This window comes from Luteolibacter ambystomatis (assembly GCF_018137965.1).
Taxonomy (GTDB): domain Bacteria; phylum Verrucomicrobiota; class Verrucomicrobiia; order Verrucomicrobiales; family Akkermansiaceae; genus Luteolibacter; species Luteolibacter ambystomatis.
Genome location: NZ_CP073100.1, coordinates 4,648,642 through 4,668,517, shown reverse-complemented (window position 1 = coordinate 4,668,517; position 19,876 = coordinate 4,648,642). Strand labels below are relative to the sequence as shown.

At 63.1% G+C, this 19,876-nt stretch carries 19 protein-coding genes; 12 read left to right on the top strand and 7 right to left on the bottom strand.

Features of this window, described 5'->3' with window-relative positions:
• Positions 1 to 80: 80 nt before the first annotated feature.
• Positions 81 to 2,651, top strand: coding sequence for an LPS assembly protein LptD (gene lptD, locus KBB96_RS18105; protein WP_211630901.1), 2,571 nt, complete (start codon positions 81 to 83; stop codon positions 2,649 to 2,651).
• 8 nt (positions 2,652 to 2,659) lie between these two features.
• Positions 2,660 to 3,310: an NAD(P)H-dependent oxidoreductase gene (locus tag KBB96_RS18100; protein WP_211630900.1), complete on the top strand. Its 651-nt coding sequence runs from the start codon at positions 2,660 to 2,662 to the stop codon at positions 3,308 to 3,310.
• A 12-nt stretch (positions 3,311 to 3,322) separates the two neighbouring features.
• On the opposite strand, the gene KBB96_RS18095 is transcribed toward KBB96_RS18100, so the two are convergent.
• Positions 3,323 to 3,736, bottom strand: a complete 414-nt coding sequence (locus KBB96_RS18095) for a hypothetical protein (RefSeq protein WP_211630899.1) — start codon at positions 3,734 to 3,736, stop codon at positions 3,323 to 3,325.
• A 75-nt stretch (positions 3,737 to 3,811) separates the two neighbouring features.
• Here KBB96_RS18095 and KBB96_RS18090 point away from each other — a divergent pair, with 75 nt between their 5' ends.
• Positions 3,812 to 6,322, top strand: coding sequence for a M16 family metallopeptidase (locus tag KBB96_RS18090; protein WP_211630898.1), 2,511 nt, complete (start codon positions 3,812 to 3,814; stop codon positions 6,320 to 6,322).
• A gap of 3 nt (positions 6,323 to 6,325) precedes the next feature.
• On the opposite strand, the gene KBB96_RS18085 is transcribed toward KBB96_RS18090, so the two are convergent.
• Entirely contained in the window at positions 6,326 to 6,547 is a 222-nt protein-coding gene (locus KBB96_RS18085; RefSeq protein ID WP_211630897.1) for a hypothetical protein, read from the bottom strand.
• 174 nt (positions 6,548 to 6,721) lie between these two features.
• On the opposite strand from KBB96_RS18085, the gene KBB96_RS18080 reads away from it, so the two are divergent.
• The 7 genes from KBB96_RS18080 (at position 6,722) to KBB96_RS18050 (ending at position 11,258) form a co-directional block, all read left to right on the top strand.
• Positions 6,722 to 6,985 carry a DUF1844 domain-containing protein gene (locus tag KBB96_RS18080; RefSeq protein ID WP_211630896.1) on the top strand — a complete coding sequence of 88 codons (264 nt, stop codon included), beginning with the start codon at positions 6,722 to 6,724 and terminating at the stop codon, positions 6,983 to 6,985.
• Positions 6,986 to 7,003: 18 nt separating this feature from the next.
• Positions 7,004 to 7,828 (top strand): 3-deoxy-8-phosphooctulonate synthase, encoded by an 825-nt coding sequence (gene kdsA, locus KBB96_RS18075; protein ID WP_211630895.1) that lies wholly within the window; start codon positions 7,004 to 7,006, stop codon positions 7,826 to 7,828.
• A gap of 62 nt (positions 7,829 to 7,890) precedes the next feature.
• On the top strand, positions 7,891 to 8,364 hold the full coding sequence (locus KBB96_RS18070) for a hypothetical protein (RefSeq protein ID WP_211630894.1): 474 nt from the start codon (positions 7,891 to 7,893) through the stop codon (positions 8,362 to 8,364).
• Entirely contained in the window at positions 8,361 to 9,410 is a 1,050-nt protein-coding gene (locus tag KBB96_RS18065; RefSeq protein ID WP_211630893.1) for a hypothetical protein, read from the top strand. The genes KBB96_RS18070 and KBB96_RS18065 overlap by 4 nt, the downstream gene beginning before the upstream one ends.
• Before the next feature lie 33 nt (positions 9,411 to 9,443).
• Positions 9,444 to 10,223 carry an LPS export ABC transporter ATP-binding protein gene (gene lptB / locus KBB96_RS18060; RefSeq protein WP_211630892.1) on the top strand — a complete coding sequence of 260 codons (780 nt, stop codon included), beginning with the start codon at positions 9,444 to 9,446 and terminating at the stop codon, positions 10,221 to 10,223.
• A 214-nt stretch (positions 10,224 to 10,437) separates the two neighbouring features.
• The gene (gene hpf / locus KBB96_RS18055; protein ID WP_211630891.1) at positions 10,438 to 11,031 is read left to right on the top strand and encodes a ribosome hibernation-promoting factor, HPF/YfiA family; all 594 of its coding nucleotides are present in this window, start codon (positions 10,438 to 10,440) and stop codon (positions 11,029 to 11,031) included.
• A gap of 71 nt (positions 11,032 to 11,102) precedes the next feature.
• Entirely contained in the window at positions 11,103 to 11,258 is a 156-nt protein-coding gene (locus KBB96_RS18050; protein WP_211630890.1) for a hypothetical protein, read from the top strand.
• 72 nt (positions 11,259 to 11,330) lie between these two features.
• On the opposite strand, the gene KBB96_RS18045 is transcribed toward KBB96_RS18050, so the two are convergent.
• Positions 11,331 to 16,178 (bottom strand): LamG-like jellyroll fold domain-containing protein, encoded by a 4,848-nt coding sequence (locus tag KBB96_RS18045; protein ID WP_211630889.1) that lies wholly within the window; start codon positions 16,176 to 16,178, stop codon positions 11,331 to 11,333.
• Positions 16,179 to 16,400: 222 nt separating this feature from the next.
• On the opposite strand from KBB96_RS18045, the gene KBB96_RS18040 reads away from it, so the two are divergent.
• The gene (locus KBB96_RS18040) at positions 16,401 to 16,955 is read left to right on the top strand and encodes a hypothetical protein (protein ID WP_211630888.1); all 555 of its coding nucleotides are present in this window, start codon (positions 16,401 to 16,403) and stop codon (positions 16,953 to 16,955) included.
• A gap of 44 nt (positions 16,956 to 16,999) precedes the next feature.
• The gene (locus KBB96_RS18035) at positions 17,000 to 17,533 is read left to right on the top strand and encodes a hypothetical protein (RefSeq protein WP_211630887.1); all 534 of its coding nucleotides are present in this window, start codon (positions 17,000 to 17,002) and stop codon (positions 17,531 to 17,533) included.
• A gap of 145 nt (positions 17,534 to 17,678) precedes the next feature.
• Here KBB96_RS18035 and KBB96_RS18030 read toward each other — a convergent pair whose 3' ends face one another.
• The 4 genes from KBB96_RS18030 to KBB96_RS18015 all read right to left on the bottom strand — a co-directional run bounded on the left by KBB96_RS18030 (position 17,679) and on the right by KBB96_RS18015 (position 19,867).
• Positions 17,679 to 18,098: an ester cyclase gene (locus KBB96_RS18030; RefSeq protein ID WP_211630886.1), complete on the bottom strand. Its 420-nt coding sequence runs from the start codon at positions 18,096 to 18,098 to the stop codon at positions 17,679 to 17,681.
• On the bottom strand, positions 18,095 to 18,703 hold the full coding sequence (locus tag KBB96_RS18025) for a hypothetical protein (RefSeq protein ID WP_211630885.1): 609 nt from the start codon (positions 18,701 to 18,703) through the stop codon (positions 18,095 to 18,097). Before KBB96_RS18025 ends, KBB96_RS18030 begins: the two co-directional genes overlap by 4 nt.
• A 61-nt stretch (positions 18,704 to 18,764) precedes the next feature.
• Positions 18,765 to 19,472 (bottom strand): ABC transporter ATP-binding protein, encoded by a 708-nt coding sequence (locus KBB96_RS18020; protein ID WP_211630884.1) that lies wholly within the window; start codon positions 19,470 to 19,472, stop codon positions 18,765 to 18,767.
• Positions 19,473 to 19,501: 29 nt separating this feature from the next.
• Complete coding sequence (locus tag KBB96_RS18015; protein ID WP_211630883.1) at positions 19,502 to 19,867, bottom strand: four helix bundle protein; 366 nt, start codon at positions 19,865 to 19,867, stop codon at positions 19,502 to 19,504.
• Positions 19,868 to 19,876: the final 9 nt, after the last annotated feature.

Sequence of the window (19,876 nt, the reverse complement as noted above, 5' to 3'; positions counted from 1 at the left end):
AATCTAGCCGCTCCCAAGACACCCGCCAGCCCGGGCTTTGACCTTTACTTCACCGGGTCTAACCCGTGTGATCGCCCGCGATGAGGATCAAAGCCGGAGCGCCCCTTTTACCGCTTCTTTTCACCCTGCCCCTGCTGGCCCAGGAAGTGGAAGTTCTTCCCAATCCGGGAGGCGCGCCGCCGGTGGACAAAATCCAGCCGGTCCCTCCGCCCTCCATCCCCTTCACCACGCCGGAGACCACCACTCCAACCCTGCCGAAGGACGTGGTCGTCACCAACGTGGGCGGCGGCCAGATCCAATATGACCAGCCCACCGGCCTGCTGACCTACTCCTCGGCGGTACACGTGACCACGGACAATGGCACGGTCCTCGATGCCCGCAGCGCCGTGGCCAATCTCAACGCCAAGACCATCGAGCTGGCCGGCCCGGTGAAGGCGCTGACGGATAACAAGATCGAGATTTTCGCCGACCGCGCGGTGGTGGACACCAACACGAAGACGATCACCATGATCGGCAACGTCAGTGTCTATCAGGGCAACATGCTCCAGCGCGGCCAACAGGCGGTGTACGACTACGGTCGCAAGTCTCTGGACGCCACCGGCCTCCGCTCCTCGGTCGATCCGCTGCTGCTGGAAGCCGGCAAGTTCAGCGTGGATACCGATGCCGAGGGCAAGCAGGTCTTCCGCGGCGAGGACGCCGGCATCACCACCAACGACGTGGAGGACCCGAACTACTGGATCCGCGCCAAGCGCACGACCGTCTATCCGGGTGACAAGGTGGTCTTCGAAAACCTCCGCTTCTACGCCGGGGACACACCGGTCTTCTGGCTGCCCTACCTGAGCCAGCCGCTGAACAAAGAGCTCGGCTACCACATCGTGCCGGGCGCTCGTTCGAACTGGGGTCCGTTCCTTCTCAATACCTACGGCATCATGCTCGGTGGCGAGCGCGACCCGAAGACCGGCGAGACCAAGGACGAATGGCTGCTGTCCAAATGGCATCTCGACCTGCGCGGGAGCCGCGGCGTCGGCACCGGGGTGGATCTCATCGACACCCGGGTAAAGGACAACCCGAACCTCGGCTGGTTGAACCTCTACTACCTGTACGACCTCGATCCCTCGATCCAGCGCTCCGGCATTCCGCGCCTGCCGATCGACAACGATCGCTATCTGGCGCAGTTCAAATACCGCATCCCCTTCCAGCCGGGCGATGACGCCGAGTGGTATGTGGACGCGAACCTGACCCGGATCAGCGACCAGTACTACCTGGAAGACTTCGACCCGAAAGCCTTCCGGACCAATCCCTTCCCGGACAACACGCTGGGGGTCTTCCGCAATGATGGTGCCTCGCTGGCTTCGTTCTACACCCGCTTGCGCCTGAATGATTTCTACCGCAGCGACCAGCGTGTCGAGCTGGCCTACGACCAGGCCCGCACGCCGATCTTCGGCACCCAGATCCTTCACGAAGGCAGCACCTCGGTGGGCATCTACGGTGAGGAAACCGGCGATCCGACCCGCAATGCGGTGATCCTGCCGCTGTTGACCCTGCCACCCGGCGATCCACGCATCCCCGGGCTGCTCGCCCAGCTCCCGCCCTACGAGCGCCTGCTGGTCCAGCAAATCCGCGCCCTGCCACCAGGCAACGCCGCGATCCCGTCGCTGGCGAACCAGCTTCTCGATCCATCCTACTCGCGGTTCCACACCTATCACGAGTTCTCGATGCCGCTCAACATCGGCGGCTGGCTGACCATCGTGCCGGAGGTCGGAGCGGGTCTCAGCCGCTACTGGGATGTGAGCGGCCCGCAGGACGCGATCACCCGCGCCTATGTCGAAACCGGCGCCGAGGCCTCGGTGAAGTTCTCGAAGGATTACGAAAACTACCAGAACCGCGCGCTGGGGCTCGATGGCCTGCTCCACGTCATCCAGCCGTATGCGCGCTGGTCGATGGTCAATGCCGACGACCTCGACTCCTCCTTCCCGAAGATCGACCGCCTTTCCTTCTCCACCCGCCCGCAGACCCTGGACCTGGGACGCTTCACCGCCATCGATGACATCGCGGACTGGAACATCATCCGCCTCGGCATGCGGAACCGCCTGATCACCCATCGCGATGGGCAGAGCTACGAGTGGCTCTATCTGGACACCTACATGGACGCCTTCATCGGCGACGATCCGCAGAACCTCGGCCGCAGCGTTTCCAACCTCTACAACGATGCGCGCTGGCGTCCTCTGCCGTGGATGTCCGTCGACCTGGAAACCCAGTTCCCCGTCGTCAGCGATGGCAACGGCTACAGCGAGCTTTCGCCACGCCTTCGCTTCATGCCGACCCCGGATTTCGAGTTCTCGATCGGCGACCGCCTGCTCAACAACCACCCGGTACTGCCGGATTCGAACCGCGTGGACTTCCGCGCCTACGCCCGCATCCACGAGGACTGGGGCTTTGGCATGCTCCATGTGTGGGAGCTGGATGACCACACGCTGGAACTCCAGCAGTACACCATCAGCCACGACCTGGGCAACTGGGTGGCCGGCGTGGGTTTCACCAAGCGCGACAACCGCGTGCACGACGAATACGGCGTGATCTTCAGCCTCACCCTGAAGGATTTCCCGGACGTCACCCTGCCGTTCGAAATCGACACCGACACGGCCCAATAATCCATTTCATGTCCGTTCCGACCCCTGACTCCATCGTCACCGCCCTGCGCTGGCGCTATGCCACCAAGGTATTTGATCCCGCCCGCCGGATCCCGGCGGAAACATGGGCCGCGCTCGAGCAATCGCTTGTCCTCACCCCTTCCTCCTTCGGCCTCCAGCCGTGGCAGTTCCTCGTGGTGGAGAATCCCGCGGTGCGTGCCGAACTGCGCGCGAAGTCATGGGGCCAGGGCCAGGTGACGGACGCGTCGCATTTCGTCGTGTTTGCCGCCCGGACGGACCTGTCGGTGGAAGACATCTCCGGTTGGGTCGCACGTTTGGCCGGTGTCCAAGGCACCACTCCCGAAACGCTGGCCCCGATGCAGGGCATGATCGAAGGCTTCGTCAGCTCCATGCCGCAGGAAGCCCGTCATACCTGGAACGTGCGTCAGGTCTACATCGCGCTCGGGCAATTCATGACCACCGCAGCCCTGTTGGGCATCGATACGTGCCCGATGGAAGGCTTGGACCCGAACGCCTACGACCAGATACTCGGCCTCGAAGACAGCGGCTACGCCACCGCCGTGGCCTGCGCCGTGGGCTACCGCTCCGAAGACGACCACACCGCCCGGCGGCCGAAGGCGCGCTACGAAGCGGACAATGTGATCCGGCGGATCGTTTGAGATTCCGGGATGTTAGAACGGACCTGAAGCCGGCTGCTTGATGCCGAACAAGGCCGACACTTCCTTCTGCAGGCGCTGGGATATTTCGCCCAACAGGGCGTGCTCCTTGCGCTTGCCGCTGACGCCCACATTGATGGCCGGCGTCCGGTCGGAGGGAGGAAACGCCTCCCCCACCTCGATATACATGCGCTTCGAAAGTTCCGCGACCGCGGCCTCTTCGTTCGGCACGTTGAACCTGGCGGCCAGATTGAGTTCCTTGGAGATGGCCGAGAGCACCGCGGGCTTGCGCAACGCTTCCTCAAGCTTCTTGGAAACCGGTTGGAGATCCTTCTCCGGCAGCTTCAGAGGCAGCCAGATGCGGTCCGGCTGGTTCTGGTTGTACGCATACCGGGCATAGCCGCCGCCTGCGAGGAGGAGGGCTAACACGACACCGGCGATTACAATCCATCGTTGCATACCGCTTCTTTATCGCGCATCCAATGGGCTCCAAGCCGGAAATTCATGGAATACCCAGTTGTCACCGCCACGTCCGAGACCCTGCCCAACGGTTTGTCCCTGATTCTGGATCCCGATCCCTCGGCTCCGGTGGTGAGCGCGCAGATCTGGGTGGAAACCGGCAGCATCCATGAAGGCGCCCGGCTCGGCTCCGGCATCTCGCATTTCCTGGAGCACATGGTCTTCAAAGGCACGCGCGACTACGATGGCGAAACGCTCGCCAATACGGTGCAGGCCGCGGGCGGCCATTGGAACGCCTACACCAGCTTCGACCGCACGGTCTATTACATCGACGGCCCCTCTTCCTCCCTTCCTGAATTTCTCAAGATTCTAACAGGCCTGGTGTTCTTCCCGACTCTTCCCGAGGCGGAGTTCGAAAAGGAGAAGGACGTGATCCGCCGCGAGATCGACATGGGTCTGGACGACCCGGACAATGTGGCGAGCCGCCTGTTGTTCTCGACGACGTTTGTTTCCGACCCGCGCCGCCACCCGGTGATCGGTCACCGCCATTTGTTCGACGCGCTGTCATACGATGACCTTCGGAATTACCACCGGAGCCGCTACACACCGGACCGCTCGTTCATGGTCATCTCCGGCGACTTCGATGCGGAGGAAATGCGCTCCCTGGTGGCGGCCGCCATCGCCGATGTGCCGCTGGGCGGAGGTCCGGACCCGCTGGTGCCACAGGACACGCCGCAGATCGGGCCCCGCCGCGCCCGCGCCACCTTCGCGGTGCCCGCCAGCCGCCTGACGATGGCTTGGAAAACACCACCGCTCTCCCATCCCGATACCCCAGCGGTGGATGTGCTCTCGACGGTGCTCGGCCGGGGTCGTTCCGCCCGCCTCTACCGCCACCTCCGCCAGGAGCGGGAGCTGGCCCTCGAAATCTCCGCCTGGGCATGGAACGGCCCGGGCCGCGAGGGTCTCTTCGCCGTCAGCGCAGAGGTGCGCCCGGACAACCGCGAGGCGCTTGTGGAAGGCGTGATGGCGGAGCTCGCGAAGCTCCAGGAGGACGACCTCACGGACGAGCTTGCCAAGGCCAAGCGCCAGATCGCCGCCAGCCAGTTCCGCTCGCTCACCAGCGCCTCCGGCCGTGCGGCTGACCTCGCCTCGAACTGGCACGAGGCTCGCGATCTCGATTTCACCCGCCACTACCTGAAGGCCCTCCATGCGGTGACACAGGAGGATGTGAAACGCGTGGCCGCTTCGTTCATCGCGGAGCGGATGACGCTCACCGTGCTCGATCCGGAAGGTGCCGCCGTGGCCGACCGCGCCAGCAAGCGCAGGCGGGTCCGCGAGGAAGTCCGCACGCACATCCTGGAAAACGGCGTCACCATCGCCCTGTTGCCGGACCGCCGGGTACCGCTGCTGCATTTCCAGACCGCCGTCCGGTCCGGTCTGCCATCCGAAACGGAGGTCAGCAATGGCATCAACCAGTTGCTCGCCGCCACCCTGCCGCAAGGTACCGCCACCCGCAGCGCGGAAGAACTCGCGGTGGAGCTTGAATCCCTCGGAGCCTCCATCGGCGCTTCCGCCGGAAACAACGCGCTGCTGGTGCAGGCCGCCGGTCTGGCTCCCGATTTTTCCGTACTGGCCGATGCCCTCGCCGAAGTACTACGCGCACCGTTGCTGGCATCGGATGCCGTGGCCCGCGAGAAGGCCAGCCAGCGCACCGCGCTGGAGGAAGCCCTGGAAGATCCGCTGCACACCGGCCTCGGCGAATTGCGCCGCGCGCTCTTCAATGGCGCGGGCTACGGCCGTGACTCGCTCGGCACCCGTCTCAGCCTGGACGTGATCGACCGCACGGCACTGGCCAGCCATCACCATCGCCATTTCACGGGTGCCAATCTCACGCTGGCCATCGCGGGCGATTTCGATCCCGCGGCCGCCATCGACACGCTTTCCCCGCTGCTCTCCGCCATGCCTGCCGGACAGACGTGGAGCCCGCCGGACAGCTATCTCTATCATGGCACGGACCTCACCTTCCGTTTGCCCAAAAAACAGGCCGTGCTCGCCATTGGCTATCCGGGAGCCGCCGCGCTTTCGGAAGACCGCCACGCGTTGTCGATGCTTCAGGAATACTGCAATGACATGGCCGGCCCGCTGTTCACCCGCATCCGCGAGGACCTCGGACTCGCCTATCAGGTGGGCACCACCCAGTTCCTCGGTTTCGATACCGGCATGTTCGCCTTCTACCTCGCGACCTCGCCCGGCCAGGCGGAACTCGCCAAGGCCGAGCTGATGGCGGAGATCGCCAAGATCGCCACCCGCGGCATCCCGGACGAAGCCTTCGAGCGCGTACGCTCGACCGTCCTCAGCAGCCTCGCGATCCAACAGCAGTCGCTCTCCAGCACCGCCCGCCAGGCCGCGATCGACCTGCTCTTCGGCCAGCCCGCCGACCAGCACCGCCAGCTCCCGGACATCTACAAGGCGCTCACCCCGGAAAGCGTCCGCGCCACCGCGGAGCGCATCTTCAGCGTGGCCGCCACAACCATCACAGTGCTGCCGGAAGATTGATGTTCAACGCAGGAGCGACAGCCCCACTCCCGCAAGGCCGCTGAGCCCGATGGCTCCCACGACCAGCATGGCCGCGCAGCCACCCTGCTGAACTGGTTCCACCTTCCAGTCCTCGCGATTCCTCAGATCGCTGCGACAGTGCGGGCAGATGCTGGCTTGACGGGAAATCGCCTCCCGGCACATCGGGCATGGGCTCGTGCCGGCGTTGATATGGATCTTCAGCATGCCGTCATTTGATCCAACCATCTGTTAGGCGGCAATTTGAAAAGGGCAGCTGTTTTCCAGAGACATCGCCGTCCGAATCTTCCGGGTCGGGAAGCGAAACGCCCGCTCCCAATGGCTCCTTGCCTCTCACCTTCCCGCTTGGACACCCGGCCGGTCCTGCATTACAACCCCGCCATGCCCGACGAGCCGCAGGCCGATCCCCGCTTTTCCGAATTCCTGTTCCTCCAAGCCCAGAACGCCGGGATGTTCCTCGGACAGATCCCGAATCCCGTCACGGGCCGCAACGAAGTCAACCTGCGGGCGGCGAAATCCGTGCTCGATTCGCTGGAAATGCTGGAAAACAAAACCCGCGGCAACCTCACGGAGAAGGAGGAAAAGCTCCTGTCCGTGGCCCTGAACAACCTCCGCCCGCTCTACATGCAGGTCTCCGAGGAATAACCCGTCCCCTTTCCCACCATGTCGTCTTTCGATCCCTTCAACATCGGCACCGTCCCGGTCGGCGGCCCCGCCCCGTTCTTCATCCTCGGCCCCTGTGCCCTCGAGAGCGAGGCATTCGCCTGGGAAATGGCGAAGTCCCTCAAGGAAATCGCCGACAAAACCGGCATCCACTTCATTTTCAAGGCCTCCTACGACAAGGCGAACCGCACCTCGGTGAAGTCCTTCCGCGGCCCGGGTGTCGAAGAAGGCTGCCGCATCCTGGCCGAAATCGGCAAAGAGCTCGGCGTGCCGGTGACCACGGACATCCACACTGCGGAGGATGCGGAGATCGCCGGAGCCTACATCGACCTGCTCCAGATCCCGGCCTTCCTCTGCCGCCAGACCGACCTGCTGGAAGCCGCAGCCAAAACCGGCCGCGTCGTGAACGTGAAAAAGGGCCAGTTCCTCGCGCCGTGGGATACCATCAACATCGCCGACAAACTGCGCTCCTTCGGCTGCGAACGCTTCCTGCTCACCGAACGTGGCACCACCTTCGGCTACAACAACCTGGTGACCGACATGCGCTCCCTCTACTGGATGCGCAAGGAAGGCCTGCCGGTCATTTTCGACGCCACCCACTCGGTCCAGCGCCCGGGCGGCCTCGGCGGTGCGACCGGCGGCGACGGCGAGCTCGCCCCCGTGCTGGCCCGCGCGGCGATCGCCACGGGAGTGGACGGCGTGTTCATGGAGACCCACTCCGACCCCGCCAATGCCATGTCGGACGGCCCGAACCAAATTCCGCTCGAATTTATGGAGGATGTTCTCGTCAAACTGATCGCCATCCACCACGCCGCCCACGGCTGAAGCCGGGCAGCCAGCCGTGATTCCGGTTGGAATCCGGCCAATCCATCCTACCCTCCAGCATCTTGCGCCTGATCCTGCCCATCCTGATCGCATCCGCCGCCTTGGCGGCGGAGCCGACCGCCCTGCCTCCGGAACTGGTTCCGGACAACCAGTTGCCGGCCGTTTCCCTGATGCCGGTGGGCAGCGTGCTGACGAAGGTGACGATCCCGAGCTACGATGCCGGCCGCCGCCTCCGGGCCTCGCTGCGGGCCATGGAGCTCACGGTGGTGGATTCCCAGACGCTGGAGGCGAAGAATGTCCGGCTCGATTTCTTCAATATCGACCGCAGCGCGAAGGGCCGGGTGGACCTGAAGTTCGCCCGCTTCGACCAGCAGAAGGGCACGCTGGATACCCGCGAGCCGGTCGAAATGATTTCCGAGGACTTTCATGCCGAAGGTGCCGGTCTTTCCTACGTCGTCGAGCAATCGAAAGGCTTTCTGATCGGCCCGGTCAAAACCCGGTTCTACGCCAAACCCCAGCAGCCCGCTTCCCCATGACCCCTTCCCTCTCCGCCCGTTCCGCCCTAGCCCTGCTGGGTGCGGCCATCATTCTACCCTCCACGGGGGCCGTCCCCGCCAAGCTCAGCGCGGAAGAACGCGCCAGGCTCGCCGAGGAAACCGTGTCCGCCGCGCCCAAGGCCGTGCAGGCAGCTCAAGGCACCGGCGACCTGCTGGCCGGCGCCACCGAGTCCGCCAAGGCCGCGGACGAGGAGGTGCTCGCCTTTCTCCAGAAGGCGGCCCTGACCACCATCACACTCGAGACCACTCCCCAGCCACTCCCGACGACGAAGCCGGACACGGCCGCTCCGAGCTACAACACCTCCACCAAGCCACTGGAGGTCAAGCAAGGCCCGGACGATACCCTGATCGAGGCCGCCGGCGGCATGTATTTCGATGCGGACAAAGGGTTGTTCGTCTATCTCAAGGACGTGCGCCTCGCCGATCCGCGATTCACGCTCAGCGGCGCGAACGAGCTGAAGGTCTTCCTCGAAAAGAAAGAGAAGAAGCCCGACGCCAAGCCGGGCGATGCGAAGCCCGGCGACGAAAAACCAGGTGACGACAAAGCACCCGCTCCGAAACCCGACGACACCAAGCCGGACGGTTCCCAGAAGGCCGCCGATCCTGCCGCGAAAAAAGCCAAGGCCGCTCCGGGTCTTACCGGCGCGACCGATGGCTTCGGGGATGTCGATCACATCACCGCCACCGGCGCGGTGAAGGTGCTCCAAAAGAGCGTGGACGGAAAGCCGCCGGTGGAAGCCAGTGCCGCCGTACTCAACTACAACGCCAAGACCGGTGAGATCATTCTCAACGGCGGCTATCCTTGGGTGAAGCAGGGAGACAAGTTCATGCGCGCCATGGAGCCGAACCTCTACCTGCGCATCCAGAAGGACGGCAGCTTCGTGACCGAAGGCAACTGGCAGATGGGTGGCCAGCTCCAGAACAAGGACGACGCCAACAAGAACAAGCCCAACAACAAGCCGGGCCAGCAGCCCCAAGGACCGAAGCCAGCGCAGCCTCCGGCTCCGAAGCCCGCCAACCGCTGATCCTTTCATTCCCTCTCCTGCCCGTCCCAAGCCATGCCCGTCCAAACCTCGCACGCGCCCGGTTCCTCCTGCTGCAATACCGCCACCGCCATCCTCTCCGCCACCGGCCTGCGCAAGACCTACGGTGGTCGTGCGGTCGTGGACGGCGTATCGCTCACCGTCCAGCCCGGCGAGATCGTGGGCCTGATGGGTCCGAACGGTGCGGGCAAAACCACGTCGTTCTACATGATCGCCGGACTCGTCCCGCCGGACGCGGGCTCGGTCCACTTCAACGGCGCGGACATCTCCAGCCTGCCGATGCATCGCCGCGCCCGCCTCGGCCTCGGCTATCTGCCGCAGGAAGAGTCCGTCTTCCGCAAGCTCAGCGTGCTGGACAACCTGCTCGCGATTCTGGAGACGCGCCCGAACCTTGGCCGCAAGGAGCGTTTCGATCGTGCCAACGATTTGTTGGAGCGCTTCGGCATCGCCAAGCTTTCGAAGTCGCTCGCCATCACCCTCTCCGGTGGTGAAAAGCGCCGCCTCGCCATCGCCCGCGCCCTCTGCACCGACCCGAAGCTGCTGATGCTGGACGAGCCCTTCGCCGGCATCGACCCCATCGCTGTGGAGGACATCCAGAAGATCGTCCGCGATCTCCGCGAGCGCGACGGACTGGCCATCCTCATCACCGACCACTCGGTGCGCGAGACCCTCTCCATCGCCGACCGCGCCTTCCTCATCCACGATGGCCGCGTCATCCTCGAAGGTGCTTCCGAAGAACTGGTCAACGACCCGGTTGCGAAGAAGTATTACCTCGGGGAGGACTTCAAGATGTGACGGAAAACGTCACGGTTTGCAATCCAGTTCTTCGCCCGCAAAGCCCTCTACGGAGGGCTTTGTCGTGTTTTCAAGTGTTCCACAGCGGAGCACCACGCGAAAAATTTTTTAGAAGTTCCGCGTGGCATTTTCGACACCTTTGGCCCAAGGTGTCAGGTGGATGTGGCGGATGGAACCGCCATCCATATTGCTGAAATCAAACCGAAACAGAACCATGCAAACTGCCAACGTCAATCTGCCGATCACCGTCACGGTGCGGCACGAGCAAGTGACCGACGCCCTGCGGGACTACGCCCAGAAGAAGATCGAGGGTCTGCACCTCGACTACCCGCGAATCATCGAAGCGAAGGCCATTCTCGACGTTCAGAAAAACCGGCATATCGCTGAAATCATTCTCTTTTGCGCCAACCACATCACCATCGAAGCACACACTGAAAACGGCAACATGTACGCGGCCCTTGATGAGACGATCGACAAGATCTCGCGCCGCATGCGCAAGCACAAGACCCGCCTCCTGAAGAAGAACCGCCCGCACCGCAACGAATCGATCCGCCATCTCGATGAACGCTATTTCACCGAGGAAGTGCTGGATCATCCGGAGGATTCGCAGCACGACCCCGAGCCGTTCATCGTGCATCCGGACAAGTACAAGGTGAAAACCATGTACAAGGAAGATGCGGTCATGGAGCTGGAACTCTCGGACCGCCCCTTCGTGCTCTACAAGAGCGCCCGCCGCGGTTGCCTGACACTGGTTTACCGCCGCAAGGACGGCGAGTACGCAGCGCTGGACATCAAGGAAGTCGCCTGACTCCCTGCAGCGCCAACCCACCGGCCTCCGGGCCGGTGGGTTTCTCGTATCCACTCCCCGCATTCCTCCTCATGAAGCTCCTCTCCCTGCTCATTCCTCTCGCCCTCCTGGCTTCTTGTTCGGACCCTTCATCATCCTCCCAAGCTCCATCGCAGGTCCACGGCAAGGTGACCTTCGGCATCGGTGGCGATGGCGCGCATGTGCCGAAAGGCCGCTCCGGCATGTGAGACTGCTTTTTAGAAAATAGGAAACCTCCGTCCGGCACCGGGCGGAGGTTTTTGATTTTGGCCTGTGGTTGTTTATTGAGCCGTTGCGCTCACTTCCGCCGAGTCCTGGCTCTCGCTGGTCGCGCTGCGGGCAACCACCACATAATAGTAAGTAGTGCCCGTGGTCAGGCCCGTATCGGTATAGGAGGCGGCGCTCTGATTGGTGGAGATCACCGTATAAGGACCGCCCGCCACCGTGGCGCGCAGGACATCGTAGCCGGTGGCTCCTGCAGGCGCGGTCCACGCCAGCGCCACCTGGGTGGTGCCCGCCGTGGCCGCAATACCAGTCGGTGCCGCCATCAATCCCAACGGGCTCGTAGCCATGAGCGAGGCGATCTCGCTGCCGGTGAGCGCGCGGTTGTAGATGCGGAACTCATCAACACGACCGGCGAGACACGGATCGGAGGCATACTGCGAACGGCCGAGGTAGTTCTTCGTGGTCGAGCCGAGGCTGGATGGCGTCAACGTCATCGCGGTGTTCTGACCCACCTGCACGCCATCGACATACAGCGTGCCGGTTGCTCCCGCGAGAGCCACCGCCACATGATGCCAGCCACCGGTCGGAAATGGCGCGGTGCCATCGATCTTCTGTTCGCCACCCCCGCCCGCCGTGCTGATGGCAAAACGCAGGTTGTTGTTCGCGCCGTTCTTCGGCGTGAGGAACATGTAAACGCTGGCACTGTTGCCGAAGTCGAACAGCCGCTGCCACGTGGCCACGTTGTCGAGGTTGGCCCACAACATCACGGTACAACCGGTCACGCCATTCACCACACCAGTGGGCAGCGTGACATGATCGTCGGTGCCGTCGAGGTCCACGGTGTTGTTGCTGCGTCCCGCGCTCCACAGTGGGCCGTTGACGAGCGTGCCTTGCCAGGCGTTCCCGGAAGCATCGGCGGCGGCGGTGCCCGTGGTTTCGTCGAACTTCAGGTAAGCACGCGGCTGGGTGAACAGGACGGACACCTCGGATGAGTTCGCACTTTCTCCACCCATGTTGCTGGCGGATACAACGTAGTAATAGGTCGTTCCATCCGCAGCGGTGGTATCCGACCACATGGTGGTGGTGATGCCTGTGAACGTCTGCGTGTAGGTGCCGCTGGTGGAGCCGCGCTTCACCGTGTAGCTCGTTGCACCGCTGGAAGCCGTCCAGGTGAGATCCACCGAACCGTTCCAGCCGTTCAATGCCAGCGCGGTGGGAACCGCGGGCGGTGGCGGCAGTGGCAATGCCGTGAGCTGGGAGGAAACACTTTCACCCAACGGCGTGACCGCGGCGATCACGTAGTAGTACGTGGTGCCATTCACCGCGCTGCCGTCCGTCCACGACGTGCTGCTCAAACCTACGGCAAGTGTGGTATAAGGACCGCCATTCGTGGTGGAGCGACGGATCTGATAGGACGATGCTCCGCTGACGGCCGCCCATGACAACGCCACCGAGTTGTTGCCCGAAGATGCCGCAGGCGCGGACGGAGCGGGGAACGTTCCCGCGAGAGCGGATACTTCGGATGCGGTGAGCGCGCGGCCGAAGATGCGGAAGTCATCCACGCGTCCATCCAGATACGGATCATTGTACTGCGAGCGGCCGATGCGATTCTGGGTGGTGGCACCCAGCGACGATGGCGTGAGTGTCATCGCCGTGTTTTGTCCGACCTGCACGCCATCGACATACAGCGTGCCGGTGGCCCCGTTCAGAGTCACCGCAACGTGATGCCAGCCACCGGTGGCAATCGCGGCGGCACCATCGATCTTCTGCTCTCCACCACCGCCGCCGGTGGAGATGGCAAAGCGGACCGTGCCGGTGTTGCCGTTCTTCGGCGTGAGGAACATGTAGGTCGTCGTGCCGGTGCCGAAGTCGAACACCCGTGACCAGTTGCTCACCGTGTCGAGATTCACCCAGGTGGAGATGGTGGCGGTGGTGAGTCCATTGACCACGCCGGCCGGCAGGGTCACATGATCGTTCGAGCCATCGAGATCCACGGCGCTCGCGATCTTTCCAGAGGTGGACCACAGCGGACCGTTCACCAGCGTGCCGTTCCAACCATTGCCGGTGATGTCCGTGGCGGTCGTGCCGCTGGCTTCATCGAACTCCAGATGCGCTGTTCCGGAGGCCGCAAGTGTGCGGATCTCATCGGCATTCAGCACGCCGCGATAGAGGCGGAAGTCATCGAGTTTTCCATTCAGATAAGGGTCCGCCCAATTCGATTTCCCGAGATAGTTCCCGCGCGTCTGGCCCAGTTGGAGCGGCTGGTAGTCGAGGCTGGTGTTCTGTCCCACAGCGACGCCGTTCACATAGAGCGTGCCTGTCTTTCCTGAAACGCTCACCGCCACATGCACCCATTGCGCGGTTGGCAGCGCCGCGGTGCCGTTGATGGTTTGGGTATTGTAGTTGTAAACGGTGTAGCTGCCGAACGAGACCACGCCTCCGCCGTTCTTCGTGGTCAGATACATGCCCCGGCCGTTGCTATCGCCGAAATCGAAGATGCGGCTCCAGGTGTTGTTGGCGTTGAGATACACCCAGGTGGAGACGGTGAAGTCATCGAGATCGCGCACCAGGGAGTTCGGCAACGAGACGTAGTCATCGGTGCCGTCGAAAGACAGCGCGTTGCCGGTCTTGCCGGTGGTCCATGTGGGTCCATTCACCAGCGTCCCCGTGTGGCTGCGCCCCGAGGCATCGCTCGCGGTGGTGCCGGTGGCTTCATCAAGCTTCAGCCAAGTGTGGAGTTCCGCACGCGAAACAGCACGGGCTTCGTTCGAGGCCGCTGTTTCTCCCGACGCCGTGGTGCCGGTGACGACGTAGTAGTAGGCTCCGGGTGGGAGCCCGCTATCCGTATAGGTGAGCAGATCCGTGACGCCCGTGGCGATGGTGGTATAGGGGCCGCCGCTGGTGGTGGCGCGCTTGATGTTGCAGCTCGTGGCATAAGCCGCTCCCCACCAGTTCAGCTTGATGGTGTTCGCATCCTCCATCGCGGAGAGGCCGCTGGGTTTTTGGCCGGTGGCGATGGGATCACGCGAAAACGTCAGCGTGCCGAAACCGAGCTGGTCGCCATTGCCGCCATCGCCTTCCGGCTGGAGCAACGTGGTTTCGCCACCCGTGTAAGGCGCGGCGATGCCACGACGGTTCACGTAGTGGTTGTAAACGAGCGCCCAGCACGGGCGGTAGATGCCGCGGGCCGCATTCGAGACCACCGTCTGGATCTGCCACGAACCGGATTGCCCGGTGCCCCACGCATACGGCTGGAATGGAACGTCGTAGCCGAGATTGTACTTCGCCACGTACTCCGATCCCGCGAGGAAGCGGTTGTTGTCAAAGCCGTAGAAATCGAGTCCTTGGTTCCACGCCATCTCACAGATCGGTCCGACAAGCGAGATGCCGAAAGTCGTGTGTCCCTGATCGCGTCCGGATTCCTGCCACTGGCCGAGATAGCCGGGATGGACCTGATAGACGAACTTCGAAACCGAGCCGTTGCCTTTGCCGTTGTAGAAATAATCGACGGCTTCGTCGTAGATGTCCTGACGGTCGCAGAACACGCCGATGGCCAGCATCGAGGCCATGTTGCACAGATCCCAGTTCGCCCAGTAGTTGGTGATCGCCGCCCCGTTGTGATTCACGAGGAAGTCGTGATTCATCGGGTAGAAGACGTTCACCAGCAGGTTCTGGAACTTGGTCACATCGGCCGCCGCCCAGCCGGGATAGGTGCGCATGATCTCGGCGGCGTTCGCCCATTCGTAGCCGTAGATGCCAGCCGCGAGGAAGCGGTCGGAGTTCCCGGTGAGCGTGGTCATCGTGTTCGACCATGCGTTGAGGAACACCACGGCCTGATCGGCATAGGCGGTGTCGCCGGAGACTTTCCACCGTAGCGCCAGTTGGTAGGCGCGTGCGATGTCGATGTACATCTGGGTGAAGTTCTGGCCATCGCCGCCACGGATCACCGTCTGCAACGGACGCGGCGCGGTTCCAAGCTGGGCACGGCCGTTCGAGGTCAACGCGCCCCAGCCGTCCGCCCACGGTTGCGCCCCCTGAGCCACCTTCGTGCGCATGCGTTCGAAATCCGCATCCGTGTGCAGCAATCCCGGATGGACAAACGTGCCGGGCGTGGGTGCGGTGTAGGTGGTCATGTCCACCAGGAACGCGCGCTCACCCGTCTGCGTGGTCACGGCGTTGTTGCCATAGCCGTTTGCTCCGGACGTATAGGCGGTGCCACCCGCATAGGGATTGCCGCCACTCGCGCCATTGCGGATGCCGAGCATCTCGAAGTAATCGCCGGTGGTTCCGAAATCGAAGCCATAGACGGTATTCGGCGCGAGCACAATGGGCGCACCGAGTGTGAAGGTGAGATAGGTTCCGGGACCATTGGCGGTACCGCCCTGGCCGGGATTCCCGCTGCCACCGCAGGCCGCGGTTTCCTGGGTGAAGGGCACGAACACCGAACCATCGATGCGGCCCACTCGCAGTCGCAGGGCGGAACCTGTGTCATTGAGATCGTAGCCGCCGATGTTTCCACCGGACGCGGTGTTGCTCGTGTAGCCTTGCATCCGCACGGTGACGGCGGAGAGCAGATAGCCGCCCGTATTCGAGCCGGTGGTGAAGGTCTGACCCTGGACAGGACGATTGCCCGCCACATAGGTGGTGCCATCATTGGCTGCGCCATTGTCGGAGCCGCCATTCGCATTGACGCCGGAGCCGCCGACATTGTCGGCATCGAAGGTGGCTCCGGTCCAACTGCTGACCGCAGCGGCACCGCCGGTGGGCGCGGTGGTGTTGAAGGTGAGCGTGCCCGCCTTCAGTGCCGCCACGGCGGCGAACAACACGGACCCTGTAGCGAGTCCGGGACACAAGGCTAGGAAGCGCGCCGGAACGAATCCGGCACAACGGCTGGGTGGATGCATGGGTTTCTTGGGTTTGGGTTGCGGAGCCGTGGATGCGGCTCCTGGTCCACCGGATCTCCTTTCCATGCATCCCCCCGGATGGACGGAAGACGGAGATCCATTGGACATCGGACGGCTATCGAACCGTCCCCGGCACGGCAACCCGCGCATTACTGATGCGAATCAATGCGCTTGTCCGCACAGCCTCGACAGGGAATCCCGGACCTGATCGTATGACAGGTGATGAAACGGATCGAACCGCCCCTCGTCATTACCAAGCCCTGTTCCGCGAACTGGGACGCCATGGACGGCGACGAACGGAAACGCTTCTGCGCGCAATGCGGCAAGCACGTCTTCAACCTCTCCGCGATGACCGAACGCGAGGCGACGGATTTCGCCCAGGAAACGCAGGGCCGCGAGTGCGTGGCCTATGTGCAAGCCGACGAGGGCAGGATTCATTCCCCGAACCTGTTCGAACGAAAGCTGCTGTGGCTGTCCGCGCGCATCCCACGGATCGCAGCCGCCATGGCCCTGGTTCTTCCGGCCACGCTGGTATCCTGCATGGGCCGGGCGGTGGCGGGCAAAGTAACCGCACCTCCCGAACAAAAGCAGAAGGGCGAAGTGCATCGCGTGGTTCCGGGAATGCCCGCCGCGCCCAAGCCTTCGTCCGTTAAAACGAACGCCGAAACGGAAAAGCCGCCAGCCGATCCTTTTGCCACCGGCACCTCCAATTCCCAAGGCTTGTTTCTCGGCATGCCCAGCCCGCCAGCTGCCAACAAAGGCGCTGTGATCAGGTAAGACAGACGCATTGACAGCCGCGCTCGCGCGGGGGATTCACCATCATGCGCGCGCGGACCCGCTTGAAGATCGGCATCTCCTTCATCCTGGGCAGCAACCTCCTTTTCCTGACCCACGGCTGGATCTACTGGATGCCGTGGTCCGCCGGGGTGAAGGCCACGCTCTTCACCATCTTCTTTTTCACTCCGGAAGTCGGCACACTCATCGGAGCGGCGGTGATGGGAAAAGAGAACTACGAGATGTTCCGTTTGAAGGCCGCGGCGATCCTCCGCCGCATCCGACCGGCGGGAAACGTGAGCCTCACACGCCACTACATCGGCCTCGGCATGTTCCTGCTGCCGCTGGTGCCTGCCTATCTCCAGGCTTTCAAACCGGAATGGTTGCCAGACAGCTCCCCTCTCCGCTGGCAGGCGATGGTGGCCGCGCATCTCATCTGCATTGGCGGCCTGTTCGTGCTCGGCGGGGATTTCTGGGACAAGCTGCACGCGCTCTTCTCGTGGAAGGCGCGTGTGCCTCCGGCCCCTCTGGCAGAGGAACCGGCGTTGTCCCTGCCATCGTCCGCGGGTGCGGATGACTAGATGGTCTGACCTCGGAGAGGTCACGGAACATAGCCGGTGTGTCGCGCAGCGACCACCGGAGACAGGTTCATTTTAAAATCCGCACCCATGCGTCAGCGGGGTGCGGAAGGCAGAGGCTTGGCGCTTGGAAAGCGCCGCCATGGTTTCAGCGCACCAATGCCGCTTGGGCGAGCTGCTGGATGAGGGCCCCCTGGTTCCAGGAGTCCCAGCCTTCACAGATCTGGCCGTTGTCATCAAAGGTCATCCACGTCATGCCGCTGAAGGAAACCTCGGCTTCAGTAGCTGGCACGCCGAGATTGTTGCCAATGTGCGTGCCGTGAGCGGTCCAGCGGATCACGACGTGATCGCCTTCCTCGATGGCGTGGTCCACCTCGACCCGGATATCCGGAAATGCTTCGAGGATGCCCGCGACGAAATGATGCATGCTCTCCACATCATGCGTCTCCATCCCCTCGTGATGGCCCACTCCATTCGGAGCAAACAACTCGTCGATGACGCCGAACTGTCGTTGGTTCCAGATTCCTTCCATCCAGCGGAAGGCTTTCTCACGATTGGTCTCGCTCATGGTTTTTCGGGTGCGGGGGTTTTGAGAAGAAAGATGACACTGATTTCCGCCGCCGTCACCTCGGCAGCGCGGAGTTTCTTGTCGGAGGATGGGATCGAGCGGTCGCCGATCAGGGACTTGTCGAGTTCCTTGCTGCCGTGGGAAAAGCGGACGGACACCTTGCCCGCCAGCTTGCCGCCGGTGAAGTCGGCATAGCCACCGTAGTCCCAGTCGAAACCGGACACCTTGTAAGGCTTGCCATTGGCCTTCTCCACTTGTGCGACAGACGCGCCCTTCGCCAGTCCATCGGGAAATTTCCAGCCTTTGCCGACAATCCGGACCTCGATGATTTCCTTCTCATCGCCGTCTGGATTGAACACCACCTGGACCTCACGGTCGGTGCCCTTGAAGGCGATCGCCCCCGGGGTGGTTTCGCCCTCGGCTCCCGGCAAGTCCACGTACTTCAGCTTGTCCGCGCCGAAAAGGGTCTTCAACCCGAAGAGGGTCATGCCCTTCTCAATCGGGCCGACACGCTCCCCCGGCACCACGGTGGCATCCGTGAGCGGGATCTCCGCGGCGTGCAGCGCGGCACAGCCGATCAGAGCGAGGAACAGGTGTCTCAGCATGCCTAACAATGAAGCAGGCCGCCGGAGCAACGCAAGTGCCCGGTGTTTCCGAAAACGGAACTCAAGCCCCCAGATAGGCCTCCTGAACCTGTGGATTCGCCTTCAGTTCGGCGGACGGTCCTTCGAGCAGGATCCTACCGGTCTCCAGCACGTACCCGTATGTGGAAACCTCGAGCGCGAGGTTCGCGTTCTGTTCGACCAGGAGGATGGTCAGGCCCTGCTCGCGGTTGATCTCCACGATGCGCTCGAAAATCGTCTTCACCAGTAGCGGCGCGATGCCCAGCGAAGGCTCGTCCAGCATCAGGAAGCGCGGCTTCGAAAGCATGGCGCGACCGATGGCGAGCATCTGCTGCTCTCCACCGGAAAGCGTGCCAGCGGCTTGGTTCTCACGCTCCTTGAGCCGCGGGAAGAGGCCGAAGACGTAGTCGGTCTGCTCCGCGATCCACTTGCGGTCCTTCTGGAGATAGGCCCCCATCTTGAGATTCTCTCGGACGGTGAGGTTCGCGAAAACCATGCGCCCTTCCGGCACGTGGCAGAGGCCACGGGACACGATGCGGTTCGCGGGCATGCGGGCGATGTCGTGACCATCGTAGCGGATCACACCTTCGGTTGGCTTCACCAGTCCGGACAACGCGCGCAGCGTGGTCGATTTCCCCGCGCCGTTCGCCCCGATGAGCGTGACGATGCTGCCCGGCGGCACTTTCAGCGAAACGCCGTGGAGGGCTTTGATCGCGCCGTAGGAGACGTGGAGGTTTTCGACTTCGAGCATGGGAAAAGGATGGAATGGATCGCGCGGGTTCAGTTGCCGCCGTCCGGCCCAAAGGACCGGCGGATGCCTTTCAACATCCGCAACTCGTCCTCCGCCACGAACTGGAGCACCGCGGATTGTTCCTCAGTCAGCCAGCCGCGTTTCATGGCGACACGCGTGAGGCAGATCATCTCGAACACGATGGCAGTGGAGATTTCCACGAAGCGGGGCAAATCCCTGCGCGAGCGGCGGATCGATCCCTCCGCGATGTTCGAAGACAAGGCCACTGCGAGACGCCGCATCCGGCGGCCGAGAGCGAGCCGCTCATCGGTCGGGAATCCACCGGTAACCGCATAGACCTCGTCCGCGAAGACGATGGCCTTTTGCCAGACTGCCAGTTTTTCGGAACCGAACATGCGGAGCTT

Coding starts and splice junctions, on each gene's coding strand:
- KBB96_RS18100 (WP_211630900.1), top strand. CDS start 2,660: ATGTCCGTTCCGACCCCTGACTCCATCGTCACCGCCCTGCGCTGGCGC.
- KBB96_RS18025 (WP_211630885.1), bottom strand. CDS start 18,703: ATGCTGAGACACCTGTTCCTCGCTCTGATCGGCTGTGCCGCGCTGCAC.
- KBB96_RS18035 (WP_211630887.1), top strand. CDS start 17,000: ATGCGCGCGCGGACCCGCTTGAAGATCGGCATCTCCTTCATCCTGGGC.
- KBB96_RS18030 (WP_211630886.1), bottom strand. CDS start 18,098: ATGAGCGAGACCAATCGTGAGAAAGCCTTCCGCTGGATGGAAGGAATC.
- lptD (WP_211630901.1), top strand. CDS start 81: ATGAGGATCAAAGCCGGAGCGCCCCTTTTACCGCTTCTTTTCACCCTG.
- KBB96_RS18065 (WP_211630893.1), top strand. CDS start 8,361: ATGACCCCTTCCCTCTCCGCCCGTTCCGCCCTAGCCCTGCTGGGTGCG.
- KBB96_RS18050 (WP_211630890.1), top strand. CDS start 11,103: ATGAAGCTCCTCTCCCTGCTCATTCCTCTCGCCCTCCTGGCTTCTTGT.
- KBB96_RS18080 (WP_211630896.1), top strand. CDS start 6,722: ATGCCCGACGAGCCGCAGGCCGATCCCCGCTTTTCCGAATTCCTGTTC.
- lptB (WP_211630892.1), top strand. CDS start 9,444: ATGCCCGTCCAAACCTCGCACGCGCCCGGTTCCTCCTGCTGCAATACC.
- kdsA (WP_211630895.1), top strand. CDS start 7,004: ATGTCGTCTTTCGATCCCTTCAACATCGGCACCGTCCCGGTCGGCGGC.
- hpf (WP_211630891.1), top strand. CDS start 10,438: ATGCAAACTGCCAACGTCAATCTGCCGATCACCGTCACGGTGCGGCAC.
- KBB96_RS18045 (WP_211630889.1), bottom strand. CDS start 16,178: ATGCATCCACCCAGCCGTTGTGCCGGATTCGTTCCGGCGCGCTTCCTA.
- KBB96_RS18085 (WP_211630897.1), bottom strand. CDS start 6,547: ATGCTGAAGATCCATATCAACGCCGGCACGAGCCCATGCCCGATGTGC.
- KBB96_RS18040 (WP_211630888.1), top strand. CDS start 16,401: ATGAAACGGATCGAACCGCCCCTCGTCATTACCAAGCCCTGTTCCGCG.
- KBB96_RS18090 (WP_211630898.1), top strand. CDS start 3,812: ATGGAATACCCAGTTGTCACCGCCACGTCCGAGACCCTGCCCAACGGT.
- KBB96_RS18020 (WP_211630884.1), bottom strand. CDS start 19,472: ATGCTCGAAGTCGAAAACCTCCACGTCTCCTACGGCGCGATCAAAGCC.
- KBB96_RS18015 (WP_211630883.1), bottom strand. CDS start 19,867: ATGTTCGGTTCCGAAAAACTGGCAGTCTGGCAAAAGGCCATCGTCTTC.